Source organism: Pseudomonas putida (assembly GCF_025905425.1).
Classification (GTDB): Bacteria; Pseudomonadota; Gammaproteobacteria; order Pseudomonadales; family Pseudomonadaceae; genus Aquipseudomonas; species Aquipseudomonas putida_AF.
Map to the genome: position 1 here is coordinate 770,376 of NZ_CP109603.1, position 19,155 is coordinate 789,530.

The window sequence follows — 19,155 nt, forward strand, 5'->3', positions numbered from 1 at the left end:
AGAATGCGCGGGTTTCCTTCCATAGAGCATAGTGGCTATGCAACATGACGCAAGCGCTCGGCGATCAGCGACAGGCCGACTGATATTTCTGATAGGACCCTCGGGTTCCGGCAAAGATTCCCTGATCGATGCTGCGCGCGAGCAACTGGTTGCGGCCGGGGTGGAAATTGCCCGTCGCGTGATCACCCGCTCGGCCGAAGCCAAGGGCGAGGCAGCCCATGGCGTTACTGCCGAGCAGTTCGAAGCGATGCGCGCGCAAGGTGCGTTCGCCATGCACTGGCGGGCCAATGGCCTGGATTACGGGATCCCGCAGCAGGTTGATCAATGGCTGGCGGCGGGCAGGCCAGTGCTGGTGAATGGTTCCCGGGCCTACCTGGGCGAAGCGCGGCAGCGCTACCCGGATCTTCTGGCAGTGCTTATCGACGTAAAGCCCCACGTACTGCGCGAGCGCCTGCTGGCCAGAGGCAGAGAAACCCCGGAAGAGATCGAACAGCGCCTGGCGCGTAACGCCAGGCTGCAGGCCTTTGATGACCCCGCCGTGCACGTGCTGGACAATTCCAGCACGCTTGACGCAGCGGTGATCGGCTTGTTCAAGCTGCTGCATGATGAAGGCGTGATCCCAAGCGCAGCGCAGCCAAACGCGGGCCCTCAGAAAAGGATTACGTGAAAAAGGCCTGTTGCAGCATGACAAACGCCAGCATGCTGGTTAACATGCTGGCCGTCCAACCGTGCAGTGTTCACTGCCGGTTCTTGCGTCTCAGTAGCTCAATTGGATAGAGCATCCCCCTCCTAAGGGGAAGGTTGCAGGTTCAATTCCTGCCTGGGACGCCATTTCTTCAAGCGTGTTCCACGCTTTCGCTACCCAGCGACGCCGTTACCCATTCAGCCCGGTCTGCCAGCCCTTGCGCTCGGCGCATGATCGTCTCGGGCGCATCATCGCTTGTAATCGTCAGCCGAAAGCACCCGATGGGTGATCAGCACGATGGTCAGCCCCAGGCGTTTATTGATGTCGCGCAGCAGGCCAAGGACCGACTGGGTGCTTTGCGGGTCGAGGGCCGAGGTCGCTTCACTGCACAGCAGGATTTCGGGTTGCAGCACCAACGCCCGGGCGATCCCGACACGTTGTTTCTGCCCGCCCGAAACGACTCATTTTTGGTATCCCATGGCGCCTTGGCCACAAAGGTTAGAAACCCGGTGCGATCTGGCCTTTGTAACGGGTCAGGATGAAGTTGCGCACCTCAGGGGAATTCAACGCTTTCGCCAGTTTCTGGATGCTTGGGTCCTGCAGGTTGTCCGGGCGCGCCACAAGGTATTCGACGTAGAGGTCTTTGCCTTTTTCGACGATGAGGGCGCTGTTGGTATCGATCCCGGCCTCCAGTGCGTAGTTGGCGAAAACGAACGCGAGGTCGACCTGGTTTACTGAGCGGGCCAGCATGGCCCCTTCCAATTCGCGGATCTTCAGGTGGCGAGGGTTCGCGGTGATGTCGCGTTGGGTTGATTGTGGGTTGCTCGCATCCTTCAACGTGACCAGCCCGGCCTCGGCCAGCAACACCAGGGCCCGCCCGGTGTTCACCGGGTCATTGGGGATGGCCACGCTGGCGCCGTCAGGCAGGTCGGCCAGGTGCTTGTACTTGGCGGAGTACGCCCCGAACGGCTCGATGTGCACGCCCACCACCGGCACCAGGTCGGTGTGCCGCGCCTTGTTGAAGTCGTTGAGAAACGGCCGGTACTGGTAGTAGTTGGCATCCAGGTTCTTTTGCGCCAACTGCAGGTTGGGCTGGATGAAATCGTTGAACACCTTGATGTCGAGTTCGACACCTTGCTTGGCCAGCTCCGGTTTGACGAACTCAAGGATTTCAGCATGAGGCACCGGGGTGGCGCCGACGACCAGATGTTCTGCTGCGTGAGCACCGAGAGCGCTGAAGGTAACGCAGACGGCCAGGGCGGAAAGGATTTTTTTCATGGCAGGTACCTGAAGCGTGTAGAGGGGAGGGTTCAACGTCGAGTGAAGTGCCTGACCAGGCGGTCGCCGCTCATCTGCAGCGCTTGCACCAGTAGAATCAGGAGAATGACCGTCACGACCATGACATCGGTCTGAAAGCGCTGGTAACCGAAGCGGATGGCCAGGTCGCCCAGGCCGCCGCCGCCGATTACCCCAGCCATGGCGGTGTAGTCGACCAGTACGATCGCGGTCACCGTGATTGCCGCAATGAGGCCCGTGCGAGCTTCGGGTAGCAGCGTGTACCAGATGATTTGCCGGATGCTGCCGCCCATGGCCTGGCTGGCTTCCACCAGCCCCCGGTCCACTTCCCGCAGCGCGGTTTCCACCAGGCGCGCAAAAAAGGGTGTGCACCCGACCACCAGTGGTGGGATCGTGCCCCTGACGCCCAGTGAAGTGCCGGTTACCAGGGTAGTGATCGGGATCAGAACGATCAGCAGGATGATGAACGGCAGCGAACGCAGCACGTTCACCACCACGGACAACCCACGGTACAAGGGGCCGTGGGCCAACAGCTGGCGTTGCCCGGTCAGGTACAGCAGCACCCCCAGTGGCAAGCCGAGTAGTACGGTGAGCCCCAGGGCCGCACCGAGCATGCTGAGCGTTTCGACACCGGCCTGGGCGATCTCCATCCAATCGACATTGGCGAGCAGTTCGTTCATGGGCGCGCCCTCAGTTCCAGTCGTGCCGGGTGGGTTTGATGCCGTTCAACGCCCAATTGCCCACCAGGTGATACTTCCACCGCACCGGGTCGTGAAGGGTATGCACACGCGCGTTGCGCCAGTGGCGATCGTGGTTGTAGCGGGTCAGCGACGAGCGCGTGCCACCGAGTTCGAACAGGCGGTTACTGGCCTCGATGGCCACTTCGGTGGTCAGCACCTTGGCCTTGGCAACGGCGATAGAGGCTGCGGCAACATTGTTTTCGTCCGGCGCCGGTTTGGCCGCATCCAGCACCCAGCCGGCGCGTTCGAGCAAGGCTTCGGCCGCCTCCTGGCGGATTTCCAGGGCGCCGACCTGAATGATCGTCAAAGGGTCTTCGCTGGCCTTCTCGACCTTGGCATCGACCCATGGCCGGGCGTGCTCGCGGACGAAGGCAATGGTGTCGTCCAGGGCCGCCCGGGCGATGCCTGCGTCGATGGCGGCCGTGGTGAGTTGGGCGAAGGGGCCTGCCAGCGTCGGGTTGTCGTAGGAGCGGTAGGTGGGGAAGAGGTTGAGCGCCGGTACCCGCAAGCCGTCCAGCAGCACGGTGCCGCTTGAAGTGGTGCGCTGGCCCATGCTGCTCCAGTCATCGATCACCACCAGGCCCGGGGTGCCACGCGGCACGAATGCAAGCTGGGCGCGGCCCTGTTCATCCAGCGCCAGCACGCCTATCCAGTGGGCGTACAACGACCCTGTGCAGTAGCCTTTTTTGCCGTCGATGCGGTAGCCGTCACCCTCGGCGACCAGGCGTGTACGGATGTCCTGGACGGTCTTGCCGCCGGTTTCCGACAGCGCATTGGCAAAGCGATGCCCTTGCAGGGCTAGATTGAAGAAGTAGTGCTTCTGCTGCTCGGTGCCTTGCAGGCGGATGTCTTCGAGCAGGCAATAGTGGTTTTGCGGGATCTGCCCCAGCGACGGGTCCGCCGCCGAAACAATGGCAATGACCTGCGCCAGCGTGGCAAAGGACACTTCGGCACCGCCATGCACGCGTGGCACGGTAATGCCCCAGAGCCCACTGTTGGAGAACGCATCGACGATGTCGGCGGGTACTTCGCGGGTTCGATCACGTTGCGCAGCCCCTTCGCGAAGCAGGGCTGCTATCTGGTGGGCGACTGAAAGCGCTTCGGCATCGTCGCGGATGACATGGGCCGCTGGGTCGCGGATTTCGTAAAAGGCAGAGATGAATTCGGTAGACATGGACTGCTCGTGTGAGGTCGGTTGTCTATCGATAGCATCTGTCATGCCAAAGATTAACTTCAGTTAAATCAATGTCTTGAGAGGGTGTTACGGCAGTGCTCCTGTTTGCCTGCGCGGCTAATTGTTGATCCCCTGTCCGTGTCCCAACAGTGCCTGCAAAGTCAACGAGCCTAAAGCCCCCAGTGCTTCAATGCCCACAGCGCGCCCATACCCATGCCCAGCGTCAGCAGCGTGCTACGCGTACGCCAGGCAACCAGTCCCGCCAGTATCGCTGCGGGAATCTGCGGGTTCATCCAGTCGAAGTCGGCGTGTCGGTCAGGGAACACCACGGCGGGCAGCACCAGCGCGGCCAGTACGCTGGCCGGCACATAGGCCAGCGCGCGACGAAACAGCGGCGGGATGCGCAGCACGGTGTAGAACTCGATGAAAGACAACCGGACAGCGAAGGTGCCCAGGCCGATCAACAGGAAGGTTATCCACTGGCTCATTTCGCTCATCATGCATCCTGCTCGACTTTTTCATCCGCCACGGGCTGTACGGTTTTTGTTTTCTGCAGGCCCTCAAGGGTCAAGCCGGTGATGATCCCGCCCAGTGCGCCCGCCAACAGGCCCAGGTTATAGGGCAGGTCGATCGCCAGCACCGCGAGCACCCCGCCGACCAGCGCCGCGCCGAGCGTCGCCCGGTTGCGAATGCTGGGGACCAGCAGCGCGAGGAACGACAAGGGGATGGCAAAGCCCAGCGACCAGTCTTCGGGAATCCCTGCACCGAGGTACATGCCCGCCAGCACCGAAAGGTTCCAGCCGAACCACATGGTGATCGCCGTGCCGGCGTAGTAGTGAAAGGCGAAACGCCCGAGCTCGCCCGAAGACATTTTCAACGAACACAAGGCAAAGGACTGGTCCGAAAGCAGATAGGCCATCGGCCATTTGTGGCGTCGTGGCAGGTGGCCAAGGTGCGGGGCGAGGCTTGCGCTGTACATCAGGAAGCGAAGGTTGATCACCAGCGCGGTGACCACCATGGTCACCGGGAGGGCGCCGTTTTGCATCAACTGCATCACCACCATCTGCGCCGAGCCGGAGTAGAACAGCAACGTCATGCCGAGGGCATCGGCTGGCGACAGGCCCATGCCAATGGCCGTAACCCCGGTGATCAAGCCGAACGGCACGACGCCGGAGGTCAATGGCAGAACGCTGTGTGCGCCTTGCCTGAACGCTTGGCTCGCACTGGGGTACGGCATGATAATTCCTTGACGGTAGTCGGGAGGGGCGATGGGCTATGCCAAGGTAATGCGCGTGAGCGTTGGCCACAACGACAGATTTCTGAAATATTAGGCCTAAATCGCTGCGTGCCACTGGGCATGGCCATCGTCGCGTGGAAGCTGCCTGGGGCCAAGGCTAACCAGCGGGTGGCGGCAGTGGAGGAGGCGCTGGTGCAGTTGGCGTGATCGGTGGGGGGTGGTGCCCCCTTGCCTCAGGCCGGGGGCAGCCAAACCAGTCCCCTGTTGCCTCACGCCTGGCGTGCTGTCAGGCCCTGTTCAACTGAGGCGCCTTCCTGCTCGGCTACCTGCTCCTCGATCTTCGCCTGGGTCTTGTGCGCCATGTCGTCTTTCATACGCTGTGCGGGAGAGCATTCATGATTCAGGAAATCACGCCGGCACCCGCCGGCTTCAGTGAGCAGCAGCTGCTGACCTTGTTCGAATTGATCAGCGACGGCATCTGGGACTGGAATGCCAACACCGGCTACGTTTATCGCAACCCGGGCTGGTACGCCCTGCTCGGCTACGCCAGCCATTCCATGGCCAACTCGGTGCTGACGTGGGAAAGCGTCATTCACCCGGAGGACTATCCGCGGGTCATGGCGCATTTTGAGGCCTATATCAACCAGCGCAATGAGCGCTACCTGATCGAGTACCGGTGCCGCTGCCAGGATGGCAGCTACCTGTGGATCGAAGACAGCGGCTACATCATTGCCCGCAACGACGACGGCTCGGTGGCCCGCATGCTCGGCGCCCACCGCAATATCGATGCCGGCAAACGGCGGGTGGCGCAGCTTGAACAGCAGAACCTGTCGCTGGAGAGCCTGGTGGCCGAACGCACCCGTGAGCTGTCTTGGGTCAACCAGCAATTGCAGCGCCAACTGGATGAAAACCGCGAACTGGCCGAGCGCGATGCGCTGACCCGCATCGCCAATCGCTATCGGCTGGAAAAGGTGTTGCAGCTGGAATGCGAGCGCGCCCATCGCTTCCGCCAGCCGTTGTCGCTGATAGCCATGGACGTGGACGACTTCAAACCGATCAACGACCACTACGGCCATGCCCGTGGCGATGCGGCGTTGATCCAGGTTGTCGACAATCTGCGCACCTGCCTGCGCGAGCATGACCTGCTGGCCCGTTGGGGCGGTGACGAGTTCGTCATCGTGTTGCCGCAGACCTCACTGGCCGAGGCGCTTGAGGTGGCGGCCCAGTTACGCCAGGTGATGGAGCAGGTTGAGCCGGTCGGCGACTGTCGCCTGACCATGAGCTATGGGGTGGTGCAATGGCAGGAAGGTGAGGACCAGCATGACGTGCTGGCCCGTGCGGACAAGGCCCTGTATCGCGCCAAGGGGGCGGGCAAAAACGCCGTAGCCGAATGACCTGACGGCCTCTTCGCAGCACAAGGCTGCTCCACAGTCAGAATGAAAAAAGACCCGCTGCGCCTTGGGCGCAGCGGGCCAAATCGGCCTCAGCCGCTTCAGTGTCAGATATGCAGGGCGTGGCCCAGTGCGCGCAATGCGGCTTCCTGTACCGCTTCACCCAGCGTCGGGTGGGCGTGGATGGTGCCGGCGATGTCCTCCAGGCATGCACCCATTTCCAGCGACTGGGCAAAGGCCGTGGACAGCTCCGAGACCGCCACGCCCACCGCCTGCCAACCCAGGATCAGGTGATTGTCGCGGCGCGCCACCACGCGTACGAAGCCGGCCTTGGACTCAAGGCTCATGGCCCGGCCGTTGGCGGCGAACGGGAACTGCGCGACGATGCAATCCAGGCCTTGTTGGCTGGCTTGCTCAGGGGTTTTGCCAACCACCACGATCTCCGGGTCGGTGAAGCACACCGCAGCGATTGCACTGGGTTCGAAGCGTCGTGCCTTGCCGGCGATGATCTCGGCGACCATCTCGCCCTGGGCCATGGCCCGGTGCGCGAGCATCGGCTCACCGGCCACGTCGCCGATGGCCCAGACATTGCGCATGCTGGTCTGGCAGCGCTCGTCGATAGCGATGGCGGCGCCGTTCATCTTCAGCTCGAGCGATTCCAGGTTGAAACCTTGCGTACGCGGGCGGCGACCTACAGCCACCAGCACCCTGTCGGCTTCCAGGCGCAGTTGCTCGCCCTGGCCGTCACGGGCCAGCAGGCAACCGTTGTCGTAACCTTCGACGCTATGGCCCAGGTACACGGCGATACCTAGCTTCTTCATCGCCTCGGCCACGGGGGCGGTCAATTCGCTGTCGTAGGTGGGCAGGATGCGCTCGCGCGCTTCCACCACGCTCACCTGGGCGCCCAGCTTGCGGTAGGCAATGCCCAGCTCCAGGCCGATATAGCCACCGCCCACCACCACCAGGTGCTGCGGCAAGGCCTCAGGGGCCAGTGCCTCGGTCGAGGAAATGATCGGCCCGCCGATGGGCAGCATGGGCAGTTCGACGCTGTTCGAGCCTGTGGCCAGCAACAGGTGCTCGCACTGAATACGCTGGCCGTCGACGTCGACATGCTTGCCGTCGAGGATCTTCGCCCAGCCATGGATCACCTTGACCCCGTGCTTTTTCAGCAAGGCAGCCACGCCAGTGGTCAGGCGGTCGACGATGCCGTCCTTCCAGGCCACGCTGCGGGTGATGTCCAGGCGTGGCGAGCTGACACTGATGCCCAGTGCCGACGGCTCGGTATAGCACGAGGTCTGGTGGAACTGCTCGGCGACATGGATCAACGCCTTGGACGGAATGCAGCCGACGTTCAGGCAGGTGCCGCCCAGCGCCTGGCCTTCCACCAGCACGGTGGGGATACCCAGTTGCCCGGCGCGGATGGCGGCCACATAGCCGCCAGGGCCACCGCCGATGATCAGCAGGGTGGTTTCGATAGTCTGTTGCATGCTCACTCCACGAACAGGCAGGCGGGTTGCTCAAGCAGGCCACGCACGGCCTGGATGAACAGCGCGGCATCCATGCCGTCGACCACGCGGTGGTCGAACGAGCTGGACAGGTTCATCATCTTGCGTATGACGATCTGGCCGTCGATCACCATCGGCCGTTCGACCATGCGGTTGACGCCGACGATCGCCACTTCCGGGGTGTTGACTACCGGCGTGCTGACGATGCCGCCCAGCGCGCCGAGGCTGGTCAAGGTGATGGTCGAGCCGGACAGCTCGTCGCGGCTGGCCTTGTTGCTGCGTGCGGCGGTTGCCAGGCGCGCGATCTCGCTGGCATTGCTCCACAGGCTGCCGGCCTCGGCATGGCGCAGTACCGGCACCATCAGGCCGTTGTCGCCCTGGGTAGCGATGCCCACATGCACCGCACCATGGCGGGTGATGATTTGCGCTTCGTCGTCATAGGTGGCATTGATCTGCGGGAAATCGCGCAGGGCCACGACCAGGGCGCGGACCAGGAACGGCAGCAAGGTCAGCTTGCCGCGGCTGTCACCGTGCTTCTGGTTGAGCTGCTGGCGCAGGGCTTCCAGGGCGGTGACGTCGATTTCTTCAACGTAGCTGAAGTGCGCGACCCGGCGCTTGGCGTCCTGCATGCGCTGGGCGATCTTGCGGCGCAGGCCGATGACTTGCACCTGCTCGCTGTCGGTACGCTTGGCGTAGCCGCCAGGGGCTTGCCCGGCGGTGGTTTGCGGCTTGCTCATGAAGGCGTCGAGGTCTTCGTGCAGGATGCGTCCGGCTGGGCCGCTGCCATGTACGTAGCGCAGTTCGATACCGGCATCCAGGGCGCGCTTGCGCACGGCCGGGGAGGCCAGTGGCTTGTCGCCGGCCTGGCGCGGCACGATGGGCGCAGCCGCGTGGGTAGCGGCGGCCTGGCAGGCGGGTGCTGGCGCTGCGGCACGCGCTTGCGGCGCGCTGGCCACTGGCGCGGCTACTGCCTCGGCCGGCTTGGCTTCGGCTTGCTGGGGCTGCGGCGTGTCGACATGGTTGCCGCTGCCTTCCACTTCGATGCGGATCAGCTCGCTGCCGACCGCCATCACTTCACCTGGCTGGCCGCCCAGGGCCAGCACCTTGCCACTGACTGGCGAAGGGATTTCCACGGTTGCCTTGTCGGTCATGACATCGGCCACCACCTGGTCTTCGGCGATCACATCGCCGACCTTGACGAACCACTCGACCAACTCGACTTGCGCGATGCCTTCGCCGATGTCCGGCATCTTGATGACGTGCGTGCCCATTCAGACCTCCATGACCCGTTTCAATGCCGCACCTACCCGCGAAGGCCCTGGGAAGTAAGCCCATTCCTGTGCGTGGGGGTAGGGGGTGTCCCAACCGGTGACGCGCTCGATCGGCGCTTCGAGGTGATGGAAGCAGTGCTCCTGGACCAGCGACACCAGCTCGGCACCGAAACCGCAGGTGCGGGTAGCCTCGTGCACCACCACGCAGCGGCCGGTCTTTTTCACCGACGCGACGATGGTTTCCAGGTCCAGCGGCCACAGGCTGCGCAGGTCGATGACCTCGGCGTCGACACCGGTTTCTTCAGCGGCCACTTGTGCCACGTAAACCGTGGTGCCGTAGGTCAGCACGGTAACGTCGTTGCCGGGGCGGGTGATGGCGGCCTTGTCCAGCGGCACGGTGTAGTAGCCATCCGGCACGGCGCTGTGTGGGTGCTTCGACCACGGCGTCACGGGGCGGTCGTGGTGGCCGTCGAACGGGCCGTTGTAGAGGCGTTTGGGCTCAAGGAAAATGACCGGGTCGTCGCATTCGATCGAAGCGATCAACAGGCCCTTGGCGTCATAGGGGTTGGACGGCATGACCGTGCGCAGCCCGCACACCTGGGTGAACATTGCTTCTGGGCTCTGGCTGTGGGTCTGGCCGCCGTAGATGCCACCACCGCACGGCATGCGCAGGGTCAGCGGGGAGATGAACTCACCGGCCGAGCGATAACGCAGGCGGGCCATTTCCGACACGATCTGGTCGGAGGCCGGGTAGAAGTAGTCGGCAAACTGGATTTCCACCACCGGGCGCAGGCCGTAGGCACCCATGCCCACGGCAGTACCGACGATACCGCTTTCGGAGATCGGCGCGTCGAACACGCGCGACTTGCCGTACTTGGTCTGCAGGCCTTCGGTGCAGCGGAACACGCCGCCGAAGTAACCGACGTCCTGGCCGTAGACCACGACATTGTCGTCACGCTCAAGCATGATGTCCATGGCCGAGCGCAGGGCCTGGATCATGGTCATGGTAGTGGTGGCCATGGCGGTTTCCGGGTTGATGCTGTTGTTGTGGTCGTTCATCTCAAACCCCCAGTTCCTGGCGTTGACGGCGCAGGTGTTCGGGCATTTCCTTGTACACGTCCTCGAACATCGAGGCCGCGCTTGGGATATGGCCGTTGGCCAGGGTGCCGTACTGTTCGGCTTCTTTCTGTGCAGCGATGACGGCGGCCTCGAACTCGGCGGTGACCGCCTGGTGTTCTTCCTCGGACCAGTGGCCGATCTTGATCAGGTGCTGCTTCAGGCGGGTGATCGGGTCACCCAGCGGGAAGTGGCTCCAGTCATCGGCAGGCCGGTATTTGGACGGGTCGTCGGAGGTCGAGTGCGGGCCGGCACGGTAGGTGACCCATTCGATCAGGCACGGGCCCAGGCCACGGCGGGCGCGTTCGGCGGCCCAGCGCGAGGCTGCGTACACGGCGACGAAGTCGTTGCCGTCGACGCGCAGGGAGGCGATGCCACACCCCACGCCACGGCCGGCAAAGGTGGTCGATTCACCCCCGGCAATGGCCTGGAAGGTGGAGATTGCCCACTGGTTGTTGACCACGTTGAGGATGACCGGCGCGCGGTACACGTGGGCGAAGGTCAGGGCGGTGTGGAAGTCCGACTCGGCAGTGGCGCCATCGCCGATCCAGGCCGAGGCGATCTTGGTATCGCCCTTGATCGCCGAGGCCATGGCCCAGCCGACCGCCTGCACGAACTGGGTCGCCAGGTTGCCGCTGATGGTGAAGAAGCCTGCCTCGCGCACCGAATACATGATCGGCAGCTGGCGGCCCTTGAGCGGGTCGCGCTCGTTGGACAGCAGCTGGCAGATCATCTCCACCAGCGACACGTCGCGGGCCATCAGGATGCTTTGCTGGCGGTAGGTGGGGAAGCACATGTCGGTGCGGTTCAGGGCCAGGGCCTGGGCGCTGCCGATGGCTTCTTCGCCCAGGCTCTGCATGTAGAAGGACATCTTTTTCTGGCGCTGGGCAACCACCATGCGGCTGTCGAAGATGCGCGTCTTGAGCATGGCGCGCATGCCTTGACGCAGTACCTGTGGGTCGATGTCTTCGGCCCATGGGCCCAGGGCGTCACCGTGCTCGTCCAGCACGCGGATCAGGCTGTTGGACAGCTCTGCGGTGTCGGCAGCATCGACGTCGATAGAAGGTTTACGGACAACACCTGCATCGTTCAGACGCAGGTAGGAAAAATCGGTCTGGCAGCCTGGCCGGCCGGTGGGCTCGGGCACATGCAAACGCAGGGGGGCGTACTCGTTCATGCTTTTTACGCTCGCTCGAATGTTGTTTTTGTGAGCTCTGAAGCGGCCGCCGCTGAGTACCGGCTTGTGACTGGTAAGTCAGCGTCCTGTACATCTTAGTGGCACAGCAGAAGAATTTTTCTCTCAAGTTGGTTGCCTTTGCCTACGGGCGCAGATAAACATTCCGCATAAACACAAAAAACCGGTGAATTTGTCTCATGCGCAAACTCGATCGTACGGATATCGGCATTCTCAACAGTCTTCAGGAAAACGCGCGCATCACCAATGCGGAGCTGGCGCGCTCGGTGAACCTGTCGCCCACCCCCTGTTTCAACCGGGTCAAGGCCTTGGAAGAGCTGGGGGTGATCCGCCAGCAGGTGACGTTGTTGTCGCCTGAGGCGCTGGGGCTGGATGTAAATGTATTCATTCATGTGAGCCTGGAAAAACAGGTGGAGCAATCGCTGCACCGCTTCGAGGAAGAAATCGCCGAGCGCCCCGAGGTGATGGAGTGCTACCTGATGACCGGGGATCCGGATTACCTGCTGCGGGTGCTGTTGCCGAGCATTCAGGCGCTGGAGCGGTTTCTCGATTACCTGACGCGGTTGCCGGGGGTGGCGAATATCCGGTCGAGTTTTGCCTTGAAACAGGTGCGGTATAAAACGGCGTTGCCGTTGCCTTCCAATGGGATGACGTTGCGGGAATGAGGGTTGCCCATTCCGGCCTCTTTGCGGGGCAAGCCCGCGCCCACGGGTACATGCTTTCGCTCAGTTTCGGCGGTATATCTGTGGGAGCGGGCTTGCCCCGCGAAGAGGCCAGCACAGCAATCAAGTCAGGTGCTTGATATTTTAAACACCCCCAGCCTATGTTGTTGTCAGCCTATAACAACAAGGACAAGCGTCATGACCACCCCCGGCCCGAATACCCTCGCCGAGCACCTCCAGGGCATCGATGAAATCGAATGCGTCACCCCCGACCTCAACGGTGTACCGCGCGGCAAGGTGATGACCGCCGAGGGGTTCCTCGAAGGCCGGCGCCTGCAGATGGCCCGCGGCGTACTGCTGCAATGCATCATGGGAGGCTACCCCCCGGCAAGGTTTTACGGCAGCGATGACGGTGATCTGGCGCTGGTGGCTGAGCCCAGCCAAATCCATCGCCTGCCCTGGAGTGACGACGGGCGCGCCTTGGCCATTTGCGATGCCAACGAACTGGATGGCAGGTCTTCTGCGTTGTCCACCCGTGGTCAGCTCAAGGCGGTGATCGCCCGCTACGCAGCCTTGGGCCTGGCGCCCGTGGTGGCGACGGAGCTCGAATTCTTTGTCTTCGCACCCAATACCGACCCGCTGCAGCCGTTTGTGCCGCCGCTGGGCAAGGATGGCCGCCGGGAGCTTGGTCATTCGGCGTTCAGTGTCAGCTCCAACAACGGCTTGCGACCGTTCTTCAACGAGGTCTACGCGTGCATGGCGGCGCTCGGCCTGCCGCGTGACACCTTCATGCACGAGATGGGCATCAGCCAGTTCGAGATCAACCTGTTGCACGGTGACCCACTGCTGCTGGCCGACCAGACGTTCCTGTTCAAGCACCTGCTCAAGGAAGTGGCGCTCAAGCATGGGCTGACCGTGGTGTGCATGGCCAAGCCGTTGGCGAAAACCCCCGGCAGTTCCATGCACATCCACCAGAGCCTGGTGGAGATCGGCAGCGGGCGTAACGTGTTCAGCGATGACCAGGGGCAGCCGACCGAGACCTTCCTGCACTTTATTGGCGGTTTGCAGGCGTGCATGGCGGACTTCACCGCGCTGTTCGCGCCCAACGTCAATTCCTACCAGCGCCTGTGTCATCCCTACGCCTCGCCCAACAATGCCTGCTGGTCGGAGGACAACCGCGCGGCAGGCCTGCGCATACCGGCCAGTGCGCCGGTGGCCCGGCGCGTGGAAAACCGTCTGCCCGGTGCCGACGCCAACCCGTATCTGGCGATCGCCGCGAGCCTGGCCGCAGGGTTGCACGGCATCGAGCAACGCTTGCAGCCGACTCCGGCCATTCAGGGCGAATTCGAGGTGCCGGAGCACCTGAGTCTGCCCTGTACCCTACACGCGGCGCTTGAACGCCTGAAGCGCAGCGCGCTGGCGCGGGAACTGTTCGGCACTGAGTTCATCGAAGGCTACGTCGCCACCAAGACCCTGGAACTGACCGACTTCTTCGACGAGATCACGCCCTGGGAGCGTCGGGTCCTGGCGGCACAAGCCTGATCGCGACACGACCGCTACTGGACGCGTCCCCTGTTCTGCTATTTCGCCGGCAGGGGACTGCGCTGCGGCACATTTGCTTTTATGCTAGCCAACAAGCCAACGCCACCTGACCAGGGAGCCCGACGGGACGTATGCGAAACATCTGGAAGCCGTTTCAGTCGCTGTATTTCGCTGCCTTGATGATGCTTATCGGCTCAGGCCTGCTCAGTACTTACCTGGCACTGCGCCTGGCGGCCGATCATGTCGACAGTTTGTGGGTCGGTGCGTTGATGGCGGCCAACTACTTCGGCCTGGCCGTGGGCGGCAAGGTCGGCCACCGGCTGATCGGCCGGGTAGGGCACATCCGCGCCTATGCGACCTGCGCGGGCATCGTCTGCGCGGCGGTGCTCGGCCATGGCATGACCAACTGGCTGCCGGCTTGGGTCGGGCTGCGGATGGTGGTCGGCTTGGGGATGATGTGCCAGTACATGGTCATCGAGAGCTGGCTCAATGAACAAGCCGACGCCAAGCACCGTGGCGCGGTGTTCAGCGGCTACATGATCGCCTCTTACCTGGGCCTGGTGCTCGGCCAGCTGATCCTGGTGGTGCACCCCGAGCTCGGCCCTGAACTGCTGATGTTGGTCGCCATGTGCTTCGCCCTGTGCCTGGTGCCCGTGGCGATGACCCGGCGCATTCACCCGGCGCCTTTGCGCCCGGCACCGATGGAGCCCAAGTTCTTCATCAAGCGGGTGCCCCAGTCGCTGAGCACGGTACTCGGTTCGGGGCTGATCGTCGGTTCGTTCTACGGCCTGGCGCCGCTGTATGCTTCTAGCCAAGGGCTGTCCACCGAGCAGATCGGTCTGTTCATGGGCAGCTGCATCTTTGCCGGGTTATTGGTGCAGTGGCCGTTGGGCTGGCTGTCCGACCGCTACGACCGCGCGGTGCTGATTCGCAGTGCCGCAGTCGGCCTGGCGCTGGCCTCGGCGCCGTTGGCGATTTTACCCAGCGTGCCGCTGGAGTTGCTGTTCGGCATCGGCTTTGTCATCTCGTTGCTGCAGTTCTGCCTGTATCCGTTGGCGGTGGCGTTCTCTAATGACCATGTGGAGAGCGAGCGCCGCGTATCGCTGACGGCCATGTTGCTGGTCACTTATGGCGTGGGCGCCTGTATCGGCCCGCTGGCAGCCGGGGTATTGATGAAGGTGCTGGGCTCGCAGATGCTCTATGCCTTCTTCGTGTTCTTCGCGCTGGTGCTGGTGTGGCGGATTCGGCCGAAAGCGGTCACCGGGCTGCACCAGGTGCAGGACGCACCGTTGGGCCACGTGGCGATGCCTGCAGCCGGTTCGCCGTTGTCGGCGGCGCTGGACCCACGGGTCGATGAACAAACCGTGCAGGACGTGATGCAGGCACCGGTGGCGGCGGAAGATACCGAGCAGGATCAGGCGTCGAGCGCCGAGGGCGTCAAGCCTGAAGCTGAGATGCAGCGGTCGGTTTGACCCGCTCCCCCCGATGAACAGAGCTGAGTGAGTCACTCCTCGCTTGTCATCGGTACTCAGCCAGAGCCGAAAAAAAAGGATGGTCGCCCAGCGGCGTATCAACCACGCCAATCTGGCCGAATTGGCAATGCAGCTCGGCGGTGAATGTGCAATGAATCATAAAGGGCATGCTCCGCGAAGCGCCCGAGGTGGGCAGGCGCCAAACGAAAACGCCACCCGATTGGGTGGCGTTCAGGCCTGAAGCGGCGCTATCAATAGTCGTCTTTATCGAACCGCCGCGCCTCACGCTGCAGTTGGTAGACAAAGCTCTCGATCTTGCGCTGCGCCTGGCCGCTGAGGTTATGGAAGCGTACGCCAGCGAAGGTGGTGTTGATACGCTCTTCGAAGTGCAGGTGGCGCAGTTCGACCATGGTATCGCCCAGGCCCAGTGGGTTGCCAGCCTTGAAGCGCTCGTACACCTGGCCCAGTTGCAGGCGGTCCTCGACATTGCCTTCGAAGCGCAGCTTGCAACCGGTGGCCGAGATGTCCAGCAGCTTGCCGCGCAGGGCGCCGTTGCCCTTGAGGTGAGTGCCGTCGAGGGTGATGTCGACCAGCTGTGACAGCTTGAGTGCGGCGCGGAATGCGTTGCGGCGCTGGTGGTAGGTCATTTCTTCCGGCATCGCGCCGCGGTAGCAGCGGTGGCCGTTGACTTCACTGATGGTCAGCGGGGCATTGCATTCCCAGGCGATGCGCACACCATCGTGGAAGCCTTCGACGCGAAACGATTCGCCGTTCTCGATGAATTTTTCGCCGTCGCGGGGGATCATCTCGTCCAGTGCCAGGGTTTTGCTGTCGCGGTCGACATGTACCACGTAGCTCTGAAAGCGCTGGCTGCGATCATGGAAGGTGATGATCAGGGGGTCATGACTTTCCTGCAGCTGTCGCAGGTTGGCCGCGATCTCCAAAGGCGTACTGAGCACCTTTGGCGGCTGCGGGGCATCGGCTTCATTGAACACGGCTAATCAATCTCCAGGCAAAAACGACACACGCAAGTAACGGCATTTTGCCAGTATGTTCTGTGCCTTGATAGAAGTATCACACTTGGCTGAGTGCGCGCGGCTTGGCCAGCAGCGAGGTGCTGCCCCGGCTGTCGTAGAGCGACGGAGAATCGCCACCCATGAGGATTCTGATCTGGTTGTTGGTGACGTGTTGCTGAACCTGGATGATCCGGCCGTTAGTCTCGTTGACCTGCCGGCAGGTGTCCATTAGCTGGGTCAGCACGTCGAGTTGCTGCATGAGCACTTCACCATTCGCTGACTGTGCGGCCACGGCCTGTATTCCGGCGCGGTTGGCACTCAGGCCGAGGCCGGCAAGCAAGTTGTTGCGCCGCTGGCCTTGCTGTTCGAGCAACACGATCAGCGACTGCTTGCGGGCCAGGATGCCCTCCAGTGGCGCCATGTCGCGCCCATGCAAGGCGACTGCTTCCTGTTGAAGAAGGTCAAGCAGCTCCTGCATCGGGGCAATGTCATCTTCGATCAGTTGCAGCAAAGTGATGTCGTGCATGGCTAACTCTTGGCTTCAGTAAGCGTCCATGAAGTCAGCGCGCCGAACGGTCAGCGCTGGGCTTCGAAATCGAGCAGTTTGCTGGCGACCCGGCCGGCATCGACCTGGTAGCTGCCATCGGCGATCGCCTGTTTCAACTGGGCCACGCGGGCACTGTTGACGACGGGCTGCTCGCGCAGCGTGTCGCTGACTTTTTGCAACTGCTGTGCCTCTTGGCTGAGGTGTACTGCTTCTCCGCTGGCGACGGTGCTTTTTGGCGCTTCCTGGCTCGCGCCGGGCTTTTCGGCGGTGCCGGACGCGGCAGAGCCACGAACGCCGCCCGTGACGGACGGAGAGTTATTCAAACGACTGAAGTCGATGACCATGATCAGAAACCCCTGGGTATTTGGACGCTTGCCTTGTTTTCGGCCAACCCGATAGAAACTTTAGGCACAAATGCTTAGCCGCCTGTCAGCAAGCTCGCGAACCCGTTTTCTGACACAGTTTAGGAAAAGCCGTTCCACACTGCCAGCGCAATCCTGCTACATCGTCACCTCGACCTGGCCGGGGCCGGTCACTCTGGCCTTGATCACGCGTTTGGAATTCAGGTTGCGCACCCGGATCTGTTCGCTCAGGCCACCCTTGCTCAACGCTTCGCCCGGCATGCGCACGCTCAGGCTGCCGCTGCGGGCGATGATTACCACCTGGTCGCCCTTGCGCACCACCTCGGCCTGCTCAAGGTGCTGCGGGGTGAGCACCTGGTCGATGACGGTGGGCCGTAGCATCTTCATGCCCACCGCCTGGTCGAGTTCGCTGAGAAAACCCTGGCCGAGGGTGCCGACATCGCGCTCGCGCAGGGCCACGTCGCCTTCGCCTACCACGTTGTCGCGCTTGAGCGGGCGGGTAACCACCACCACATCGCGGAACAACCGCACCGTTGCCGGCACGAACACGGTCCATGGCGCGGCACTGTCGCAGCGTACCCGCACGGTGACCCGGCCTAGTGGCTGCGAGGGGCTTTCCAGTGACGCGTCCAGCGGCTGGCTGCACAGTGGCATGCGCAAACGAGGGTCGAGCGTGCTGACCTGGATCTCGTAACGGCCGACGGTCTGGGTGGTGGCCAGATAATCTTCTACGGTGAATTCAAGAAACCCTTGGGTGACACCGATAAGCTGTTCAGGCAAGGTAAACGCGTCCGCCAGCGTGCGAACGCCGGGCACCAGCAGGCACAGCGTGGCCAGCGAGCCAGTCAGCAGGTGCGTCAATCGTCGGAAAAATGTCGTTTTCGTGTACATGGCGCTCAAAAAAGCAAAGCCCGTGCCGACTCGGTACCTGATTTGCAACGAAAGGCTGAAACGTAAAGGAGTCTGGCATGGCGGGTGTTATGGATTCGGTCAACCAGCGTACACAGCTGGTGGGGCAGAATCGCTTGGAATTGTTGCTGTTTCGCCTCAATGGCGGGCAGCTCTACGGCATCAACGTGTTCAAGGTCAGAGAAGTACTGCAGTGCCCTGCGCTGACCTTGCTGCCCAAGTCCCACCCGGTGGTGCGCGGCGTGGCCAACATTCGTGGGGCGACCATCCCGATCCTCGACCTGTCGATGGCCACCGGGCTGGCGCCGCTGCAGGAAGACACGCGCAACAGTTTCGTGATCATCACTGAGTACAACACCAAGACCCAGGGCTTCCTGGTGCACTCGGTCGAGCGCATCGTCAACATGAACTGGGAAGAAATCCATCCGCCACCCAAGGGCACCGGCCGCGACCACTACCTGACTGCCGTCACCCGGGTGGACAATCGCATGGTCGAGATCATCGACGTAGAGAAGGTGCTGGCCGAAGTGGCGCCGTCGTCCGAGCAGGTGTCTGCCGGGGTGGTCGATGCCGAAGTGCAGGACAAGGCCGTGCTGCTGCGGGTGTTGACCGTCGACGATTCGTCGGTGGCGCGCAAGCAGGTCAGCCGCTGCCTGCAAACCGTCGGTGTCGAGGTGGTGGCGCTGAACGACGGCCGCCAGGCGCTCAACTACCTGCGCCAGCTGGTGGAGGAGGGCAAGCGTCCGGAAGAAGAGTTCCTGATGATGATCTCGGACATTGAAATGCCAGAAATGGACGGTTACACGCTCACGGCGGAGATCCGCAGCGATCCGCGCATGCAAAAATTGCACATCGTCCTGCATACTTCGCTCTCTGGGGTATTTAACCAGGCGATGGTCAAGAAAGTCGGCGCCGATGATTTTTTGGCCAAGTTCAAACCGGACGACCTGGCCCAGCGCGTGGTTGATCGGATCAAAGCAACGCATTGAAGCAGCCGGGAGCCCGCTCCCGGCACCAGCGATTGAAAAGAGGCGG

19 protein-coding genes, 1 tRNA gene and 1 pseudogene are annotated in these 19,155 nt (G+C 62.6%); 7 read left to right on the forward strand and 14 right to left on the reverse strand.

Going from position 1 to position 19,155, the window contains the following annotated elements; translation table 11 throughout:
- Positions 1 to 37: 37 nt before the first annotated feature.
- Both phnN and OGV19_RS03480 read left to right on the forward strand, forming a co-directional pair.
- On the forward strand, positions 38 to 667 hold the full coding sequence (gene phnN, locus OGV19_RS03475) for a phosphonate metabolism protein/1,5-bisphosphokinase (PRPP-forming) PhnN (RefSeq protein WP_264312144.1): 630 nt from the start codon (positions 38 to 40) through the stop codon (positions 665 to 667).
- Between the two features lie 87 nt (positions 668 to 754).
- Positions 755 to 831: transfer RNA gene (locus OGV19_RS03480), tRNA-Arg, on the forward strand.
- A gap of 129 nt (positions 832 to 960) precedes the next feature.
- Here the strand turns inward: OGV19_RS03480 and OGV19_RS03485 are convergent.
- From OGV19_RS03485 to OGV19_RS03510, 6 genes and pseudogenes are all read right to left on the reverse strand, one after another.
- A pseudogene (locus OGV19_RS03485) lies at positions 961 to 1,143 on the reverse strand (ATP-binding cassette domain-containing protein); the annotation flags it as partial.
- 40 nt (positions 1,144 to 1,183) lie between these two features.
- Positions 1,184 to 1,963 (reverse strand): MetQ/NlpA family ABC transporter substrate-binding protein, encoded by a 780-nt coding sequence (locus OGV19_RS03490; RefSeq protein ID WP_264312145.1) that lies wholly within the window; start codon positions 1,961 to 1,963, stop codon positions 1,184 to 1,186.
- A 32-nt stretch (positions 1,964 to 1,995) separates the two neighbouring features.
- Positions 1,996 to 2,661 carry a methionine ABC transporter permease gene (locus OGV19_RS03495; protein WP_264312146.1) on the reverse strand — a complete coding sequence of 222 codons (666 nt, stop codon included), beginning with the start codon at positions 2,659 to 2,661 and terminating at the stop codon, positions 1,996 to 1,998.
- A 10-nt stretch (positions 2,662 to 2,671) separates the two neighbouring features.
- Positions 2,672 to 3,895 (reverse strand): SfnB family sulfur acquisition oxidoreductase, encoded by a 1,224-nt coding sequence (locus OGV19_RS03500; RefSeq protein ID WP_264312147.1) that lies wholly within the window; start codon positions 3,893 to 3,895, stop codon positions 2,672 to 2,674.
- 170 nt (positions 3,896 to 4,065) lie between these two features.
- Complete coding sequence (locus tag OGV19_RS03505) at positions 4,066 to 4,392, reverse strand: branched-chain amino acid transport AzlD family protein (RefSeq protein ID WP_264312148.1); 327 nt, start codon at positions 4,390 to 4,392, stop codon at positions 4,066 to 4,068.
- Positions 4,392 to 5,132 carry an AzlC family ABC transporter permease gene (locus OGV19_RS03510; RefSeq protein ID WP_264312149.1) on the reverse strand — a complete coding sequence of 247 codons (741 nt, stop codon included), beginning with the start codon at positions 5,130 to 5,132 and terminating at the stop codon, positions 4,392 to 4,394. The genes OGV19_RS03505 and OGV19_RS03510 overlap by 1 nt, the downstream gene beginning before the upstream one ends.
- A 395-nt stretch (positions 5,133 to 5,527) precedes the next feature.
- Between OGV19_RS03510 and OGV19_RS03515 the strand changes: the two genes are divergently transcribed.
- The gene (locus OGV19_RS03515; RefSeq protein ID WP_264312150.1) at positions 5,528 to 6,526 is read left to right on the forward strand and encodes a sensor domain-containing diguanylate cyclase; all 999 of its coding nucleotides are present in this window, start codon (positions 5,528 to 5,530) and stop codon (positions 6,524 to 6,526) included.
- A 104-nt stretch (positions 6,527 to 6,630) separates the two neighbouring features.
- On the opposite strand, the gene lpdA is transcribed toward OGV19_RS03515, so the two are convergent.
- The 4 genes from lpdA to OGV19_RS03535 are packed head-to-tail and all read right to left on the reverse strand — an operon-like array spanning position 6,631 to position 11,592.
- Entirely contained in the window at positions 6,631 to 8,010 is a 1,380-nt protein-coding gene (lpdA, locus tag OGV19_RS03520; protein ID WP_264312151.1) for a dihydrolipoyl dehydrogenase, read from the reverse strand.
- 2 nt (positions 8,011 to 8,012) lie between these two features.
- The gene (locus OGV19_RS03525) at positions 8,013 to 9,299 is read right to left on the reverse strand and encodes a dihydrolipoamide acetyltransferase family protein (protein ID WP_264312152.1); all 1,287 of its coding nucleotides are present in this window, start codon (positions 9,297 to 9,299) and stop codon (positions 8,013 to 8,015) included.
- The gene (locus OGV19_RS03530; RefSeq protein WP_264312153.1) at positions 9,300 to 10,358 is read right to left on the reverse strand and encodes an alpha-ketoacid dehydrogenase subunit beta; all 1,059 of its coding nucleotides are present in this window, start codon (positions 10,356 to 10,358) and stop codon (positions 9,300 to 9,302) included.
- A gap of 1 nt (position 10,359) precedes the next feature.
- Positions 10,360 to 11,592 (reverse strand): 3-methyl-2-oxobutanoate dehydrogenase (2-methylpropanoyl-transferring) subunit alpha, encoded by a 1,233-nt coding sequence (locus OGV19_RS03535; protein WP_264312154.1) that lies wholly within the window; start codon positions 11,590 to 11,592, stop codon positions 10,360 to 10,362.
- A 197-nt stretch (positions 11,593 to 11,789) separates the two neighbouring features.
- Here OGV19_RS03535 and bkdR point away from each other — a divergent pair, with 197 nt between their 5' ends.
- The 3 genes from bkdR to OGV19_RS03550 all read left to right on the forward strand — a co-directional run bounded on the left by bkdR (position 11,790) and on the right by OGV19_RS03550 (position 15,286).
- Complete coding sequence (bkdR, locus tag OGV19_RS03540) at positions 11,790 to 12,275, forward strand: Bkd operon transcriptional regulator BkdR (RefSeq protein WP_264312155.1); 486 nt, start codon at positions 11,790 to 11,792, stop codon at positions 12,273 to 12,275.
- 297 nt (positions 12,276 to 12,572) lie between these two features.
- Entirely contained in the window at positions 12,573 to 13,814 is a 1,242-nt protein-coding gene (locus tag OGV19_RS03545; RefSeq protein ID WP_264313880.1) for a glutamine synthetase family protein, read from the forward strand.
- 131 nt (positions 13,815 to 13,945) lie between these two features.
- Positions 13,946 to 15,286 (forward strand): MFS transporter, encoded by a 1,341-nt coding sequence (locus OGV19_RS03550; protein ID WP_264312156.1) that lies wholly within the window; start codon positions 13,946 to 13,948, stop codon positions 15,284 to 15,286.
- A gap of 251 nt (positions 15,287 to 15,537) precedes the next feature.
- On the opposite strand, the gene OGV19_RS03555 is transcribed toward OGV19_RS03550, so the two are convergent.
- From OGV19_RS03555 to flgA, 4 genes are all read right to left on the reverse strand, one after another.
- On the reverse strand, positions 15,538 to 16,281 hold the full coding sequence (locus OGV19_RS03555; protein ID WP_264312157.1) for a flagellar brake protein: 744 nt from the start codon (positions 16,279 to 16,281) through the stop codon (positions 15,538 to 15,540).
- 79 nt (positions 16,282 to 16,360) lie between these two features.
- Positions 16,361 to 16,828: a flagellar protein FlgN gene (locus OGV19_RS03560; protein ID WP_264312158.1), complete on the reverse strand. Its 468-nt coding sequence runs from the start codon at positions 16,826 to 16,828 to the stop codon at positions 16,361 to 16,363.
- Positions 16,829 to 16,878: 50 nt separating this feature from the next.
- Positions 16,879 to 17,193 (reverse strand): flagellar biosynthesis anti-sigma factor FlgM, encoded by a 315-nt coding sequence (gene flgM / locus OGV19_RS03565; protein WP_264312159.1) that lies wholly within the window; start codon positions 17,191 to 17,193, stop codon positions 16,879 to 16,881.
- 156 nt (positions 17,194 to 17,349) lie between these two features.
- Positions 17,350 to 18,102 (reverse strand): flagellar basal body P-ring formation chaperone FlgA, encoded by a 753-nt coding sequence (flgA, locus tag OGV19_RS03570; protein WP_264312160.1) that lies wholly within the window; start codon positions 18,100 to 18,102, stop codon positions 17,350 to 17,352.
- A gap of 77 nt (positions 18,103 to 18,179) precedes the next feature.
- On the opposite strand from flgA, the gene OGV19_RS03575 reads away from it, so the two are divergent.
- On the forward strand, positions 18,180 to 19,109 hold the full coding sequence (locus OGV19_RS03575) for a chemotaxis protein CheV (RefSeq protein ID WP_099428629.1): 930 nt from the start codon (positions 18,180 to 18,182) through the stop codon (positions 19,107 to 19,109).
- The last annotated feature ends 46 nt before the right edge of the window (positions 19,110 to 19,155 follow it).

What these genes read in the sequence shown, in the direction of transcription:
- phnN (WP_264312144.1), top strand. Translation starts at nt 38, where the DNA reads ATGCAACATGACGCAAGCGCTCGGCGATCAGCGACAGGCCGACTGATA.
- OGV19_RS03490 (WP_264312145.1), bottom strand. Translation starts at nt 1,963, where the DNA reads ATGAAAAAAATCCTTTCCGCCCTGGCCGTCTGCGTTACCTTCAGCGCT.
- OGV19_RS03495 (WP_264312146.1), bottom strand. Translation starts at nt 2,661, where the DNA reads ATGAACGAACTGCTCGCCAATGTCGATTGGATGGAGATCGCCCAGGCC.
- OGV19_RS03500 (WP_264312147.1), bottom strand. Translation starts at nt 3,895, where the DNA reads ATGTCTACCGAATTCATCTCTGCCTTTTACGAAATCCGCGACCCAGCG.
- OGV19_RS03505 (WP_264312148.1), bottom strand. Translation starts at nt 4,392, where the DNA reads ATGAGCGAAATGAGCCAGTGGATAACCTTCCTGTTGATCGGCCTGGGC.
- OGV19_RS03510 (WP_264312149.1), bottom strand. Translation starts at nt 5,132, where the DNA reads ATGCCGTACCCCAGTGCGAGCCAAGCGTTCAGGCAAGGCGCACACAGC.
- OGV19_RS03515 (WP_264312150.1), top strand. Translation starts at nt 5,528, where the DNA reads ATGATTCAGGAAATCACGCCGGCACCCGCCGGCTTCAGTGAGCAGCAG.
- lpdA (WP_264312151.1), bottom strand. Translation starts at nt 8,010, where the DNA reads ATGCAACAGACTATCGAAACCACCCTGCTGATCATCGGCGGTGGCCCT.
- OGV19_RS03525 (WP_264312152.1), bottom strand. Translation starts at nt 9,299, where the DNA reads ATGGGCACGCACGTCATCAAGATGCCGGACATCGGCGAAGGCATCGCG.
- OGV19_RS03530 (WP_264312153.1), bottom strand. Translation starts at nt 10,358, where the DNA reads ATGAACGACCACAACAACAGCATCAACCCGGAAACCGCCATGGCCACC.
- OGV19_RS03535 (WP_264312154.1), bottom strand. Translation starts at nt 11,592, where the DNA reads ATGAACGAGTACGCCCCCCTGCGTTTGCATGTGCCCGAGCCCACCGGC.
- bkdR (WP_264312155.1), top strand. Translation starts at nt 11,790, where the DNA reads ATGCGCAAACTCGATCGTACGGATATCGGCATTCTCAACAGTCTTCAG.
- OGV19_RS03545 (WP_264313880.1), top strand. Translation starts at nt 12,573, where the DNA reads ATGACCGCCGAGGGGTTCCTCGAAGGCCGGCGCCTGCAGATGGCCCGC.
- OGV19_RS03550 (WP_264312156.1), top strand. Translation starts at nt 13,946, where the DNA reads ATGCGAAACATCTGGAAGCCGTTTCAGTCGCTGTATTTCGCTGCCTTG.
- OGV19_RS03560 (WP_264312158.1), bottom strand. Translation starts at nt 16,828, where the DNA reads ATGCACGACATCACTTTGCTGCAACTGATCGAAGATGACATTGCCCCG.
- flgM (WP_264312159.1), bottom strand. Translation starts at nt 17,193, where the DNA reads ATGGTCATCGACTTCAGTCGTTTGAATAACTCTCCGTCCGTCACGGGC.
- flgA (WP_264312160.1), bottom strand. Translation starts at nt 18,102, where the DNA reads ATGTACACGAAAACGACATTTTTCCGACGATTGACGCACCTGCTGACT.
- OGV19_RS03575 (WP_099428629.1), top strand. Translation starts at nt 18,180, where the DNA reads ATGGCGGGTGTTATGGATTCGGTCAACCAGCGTACACAGCTGGTGGGG.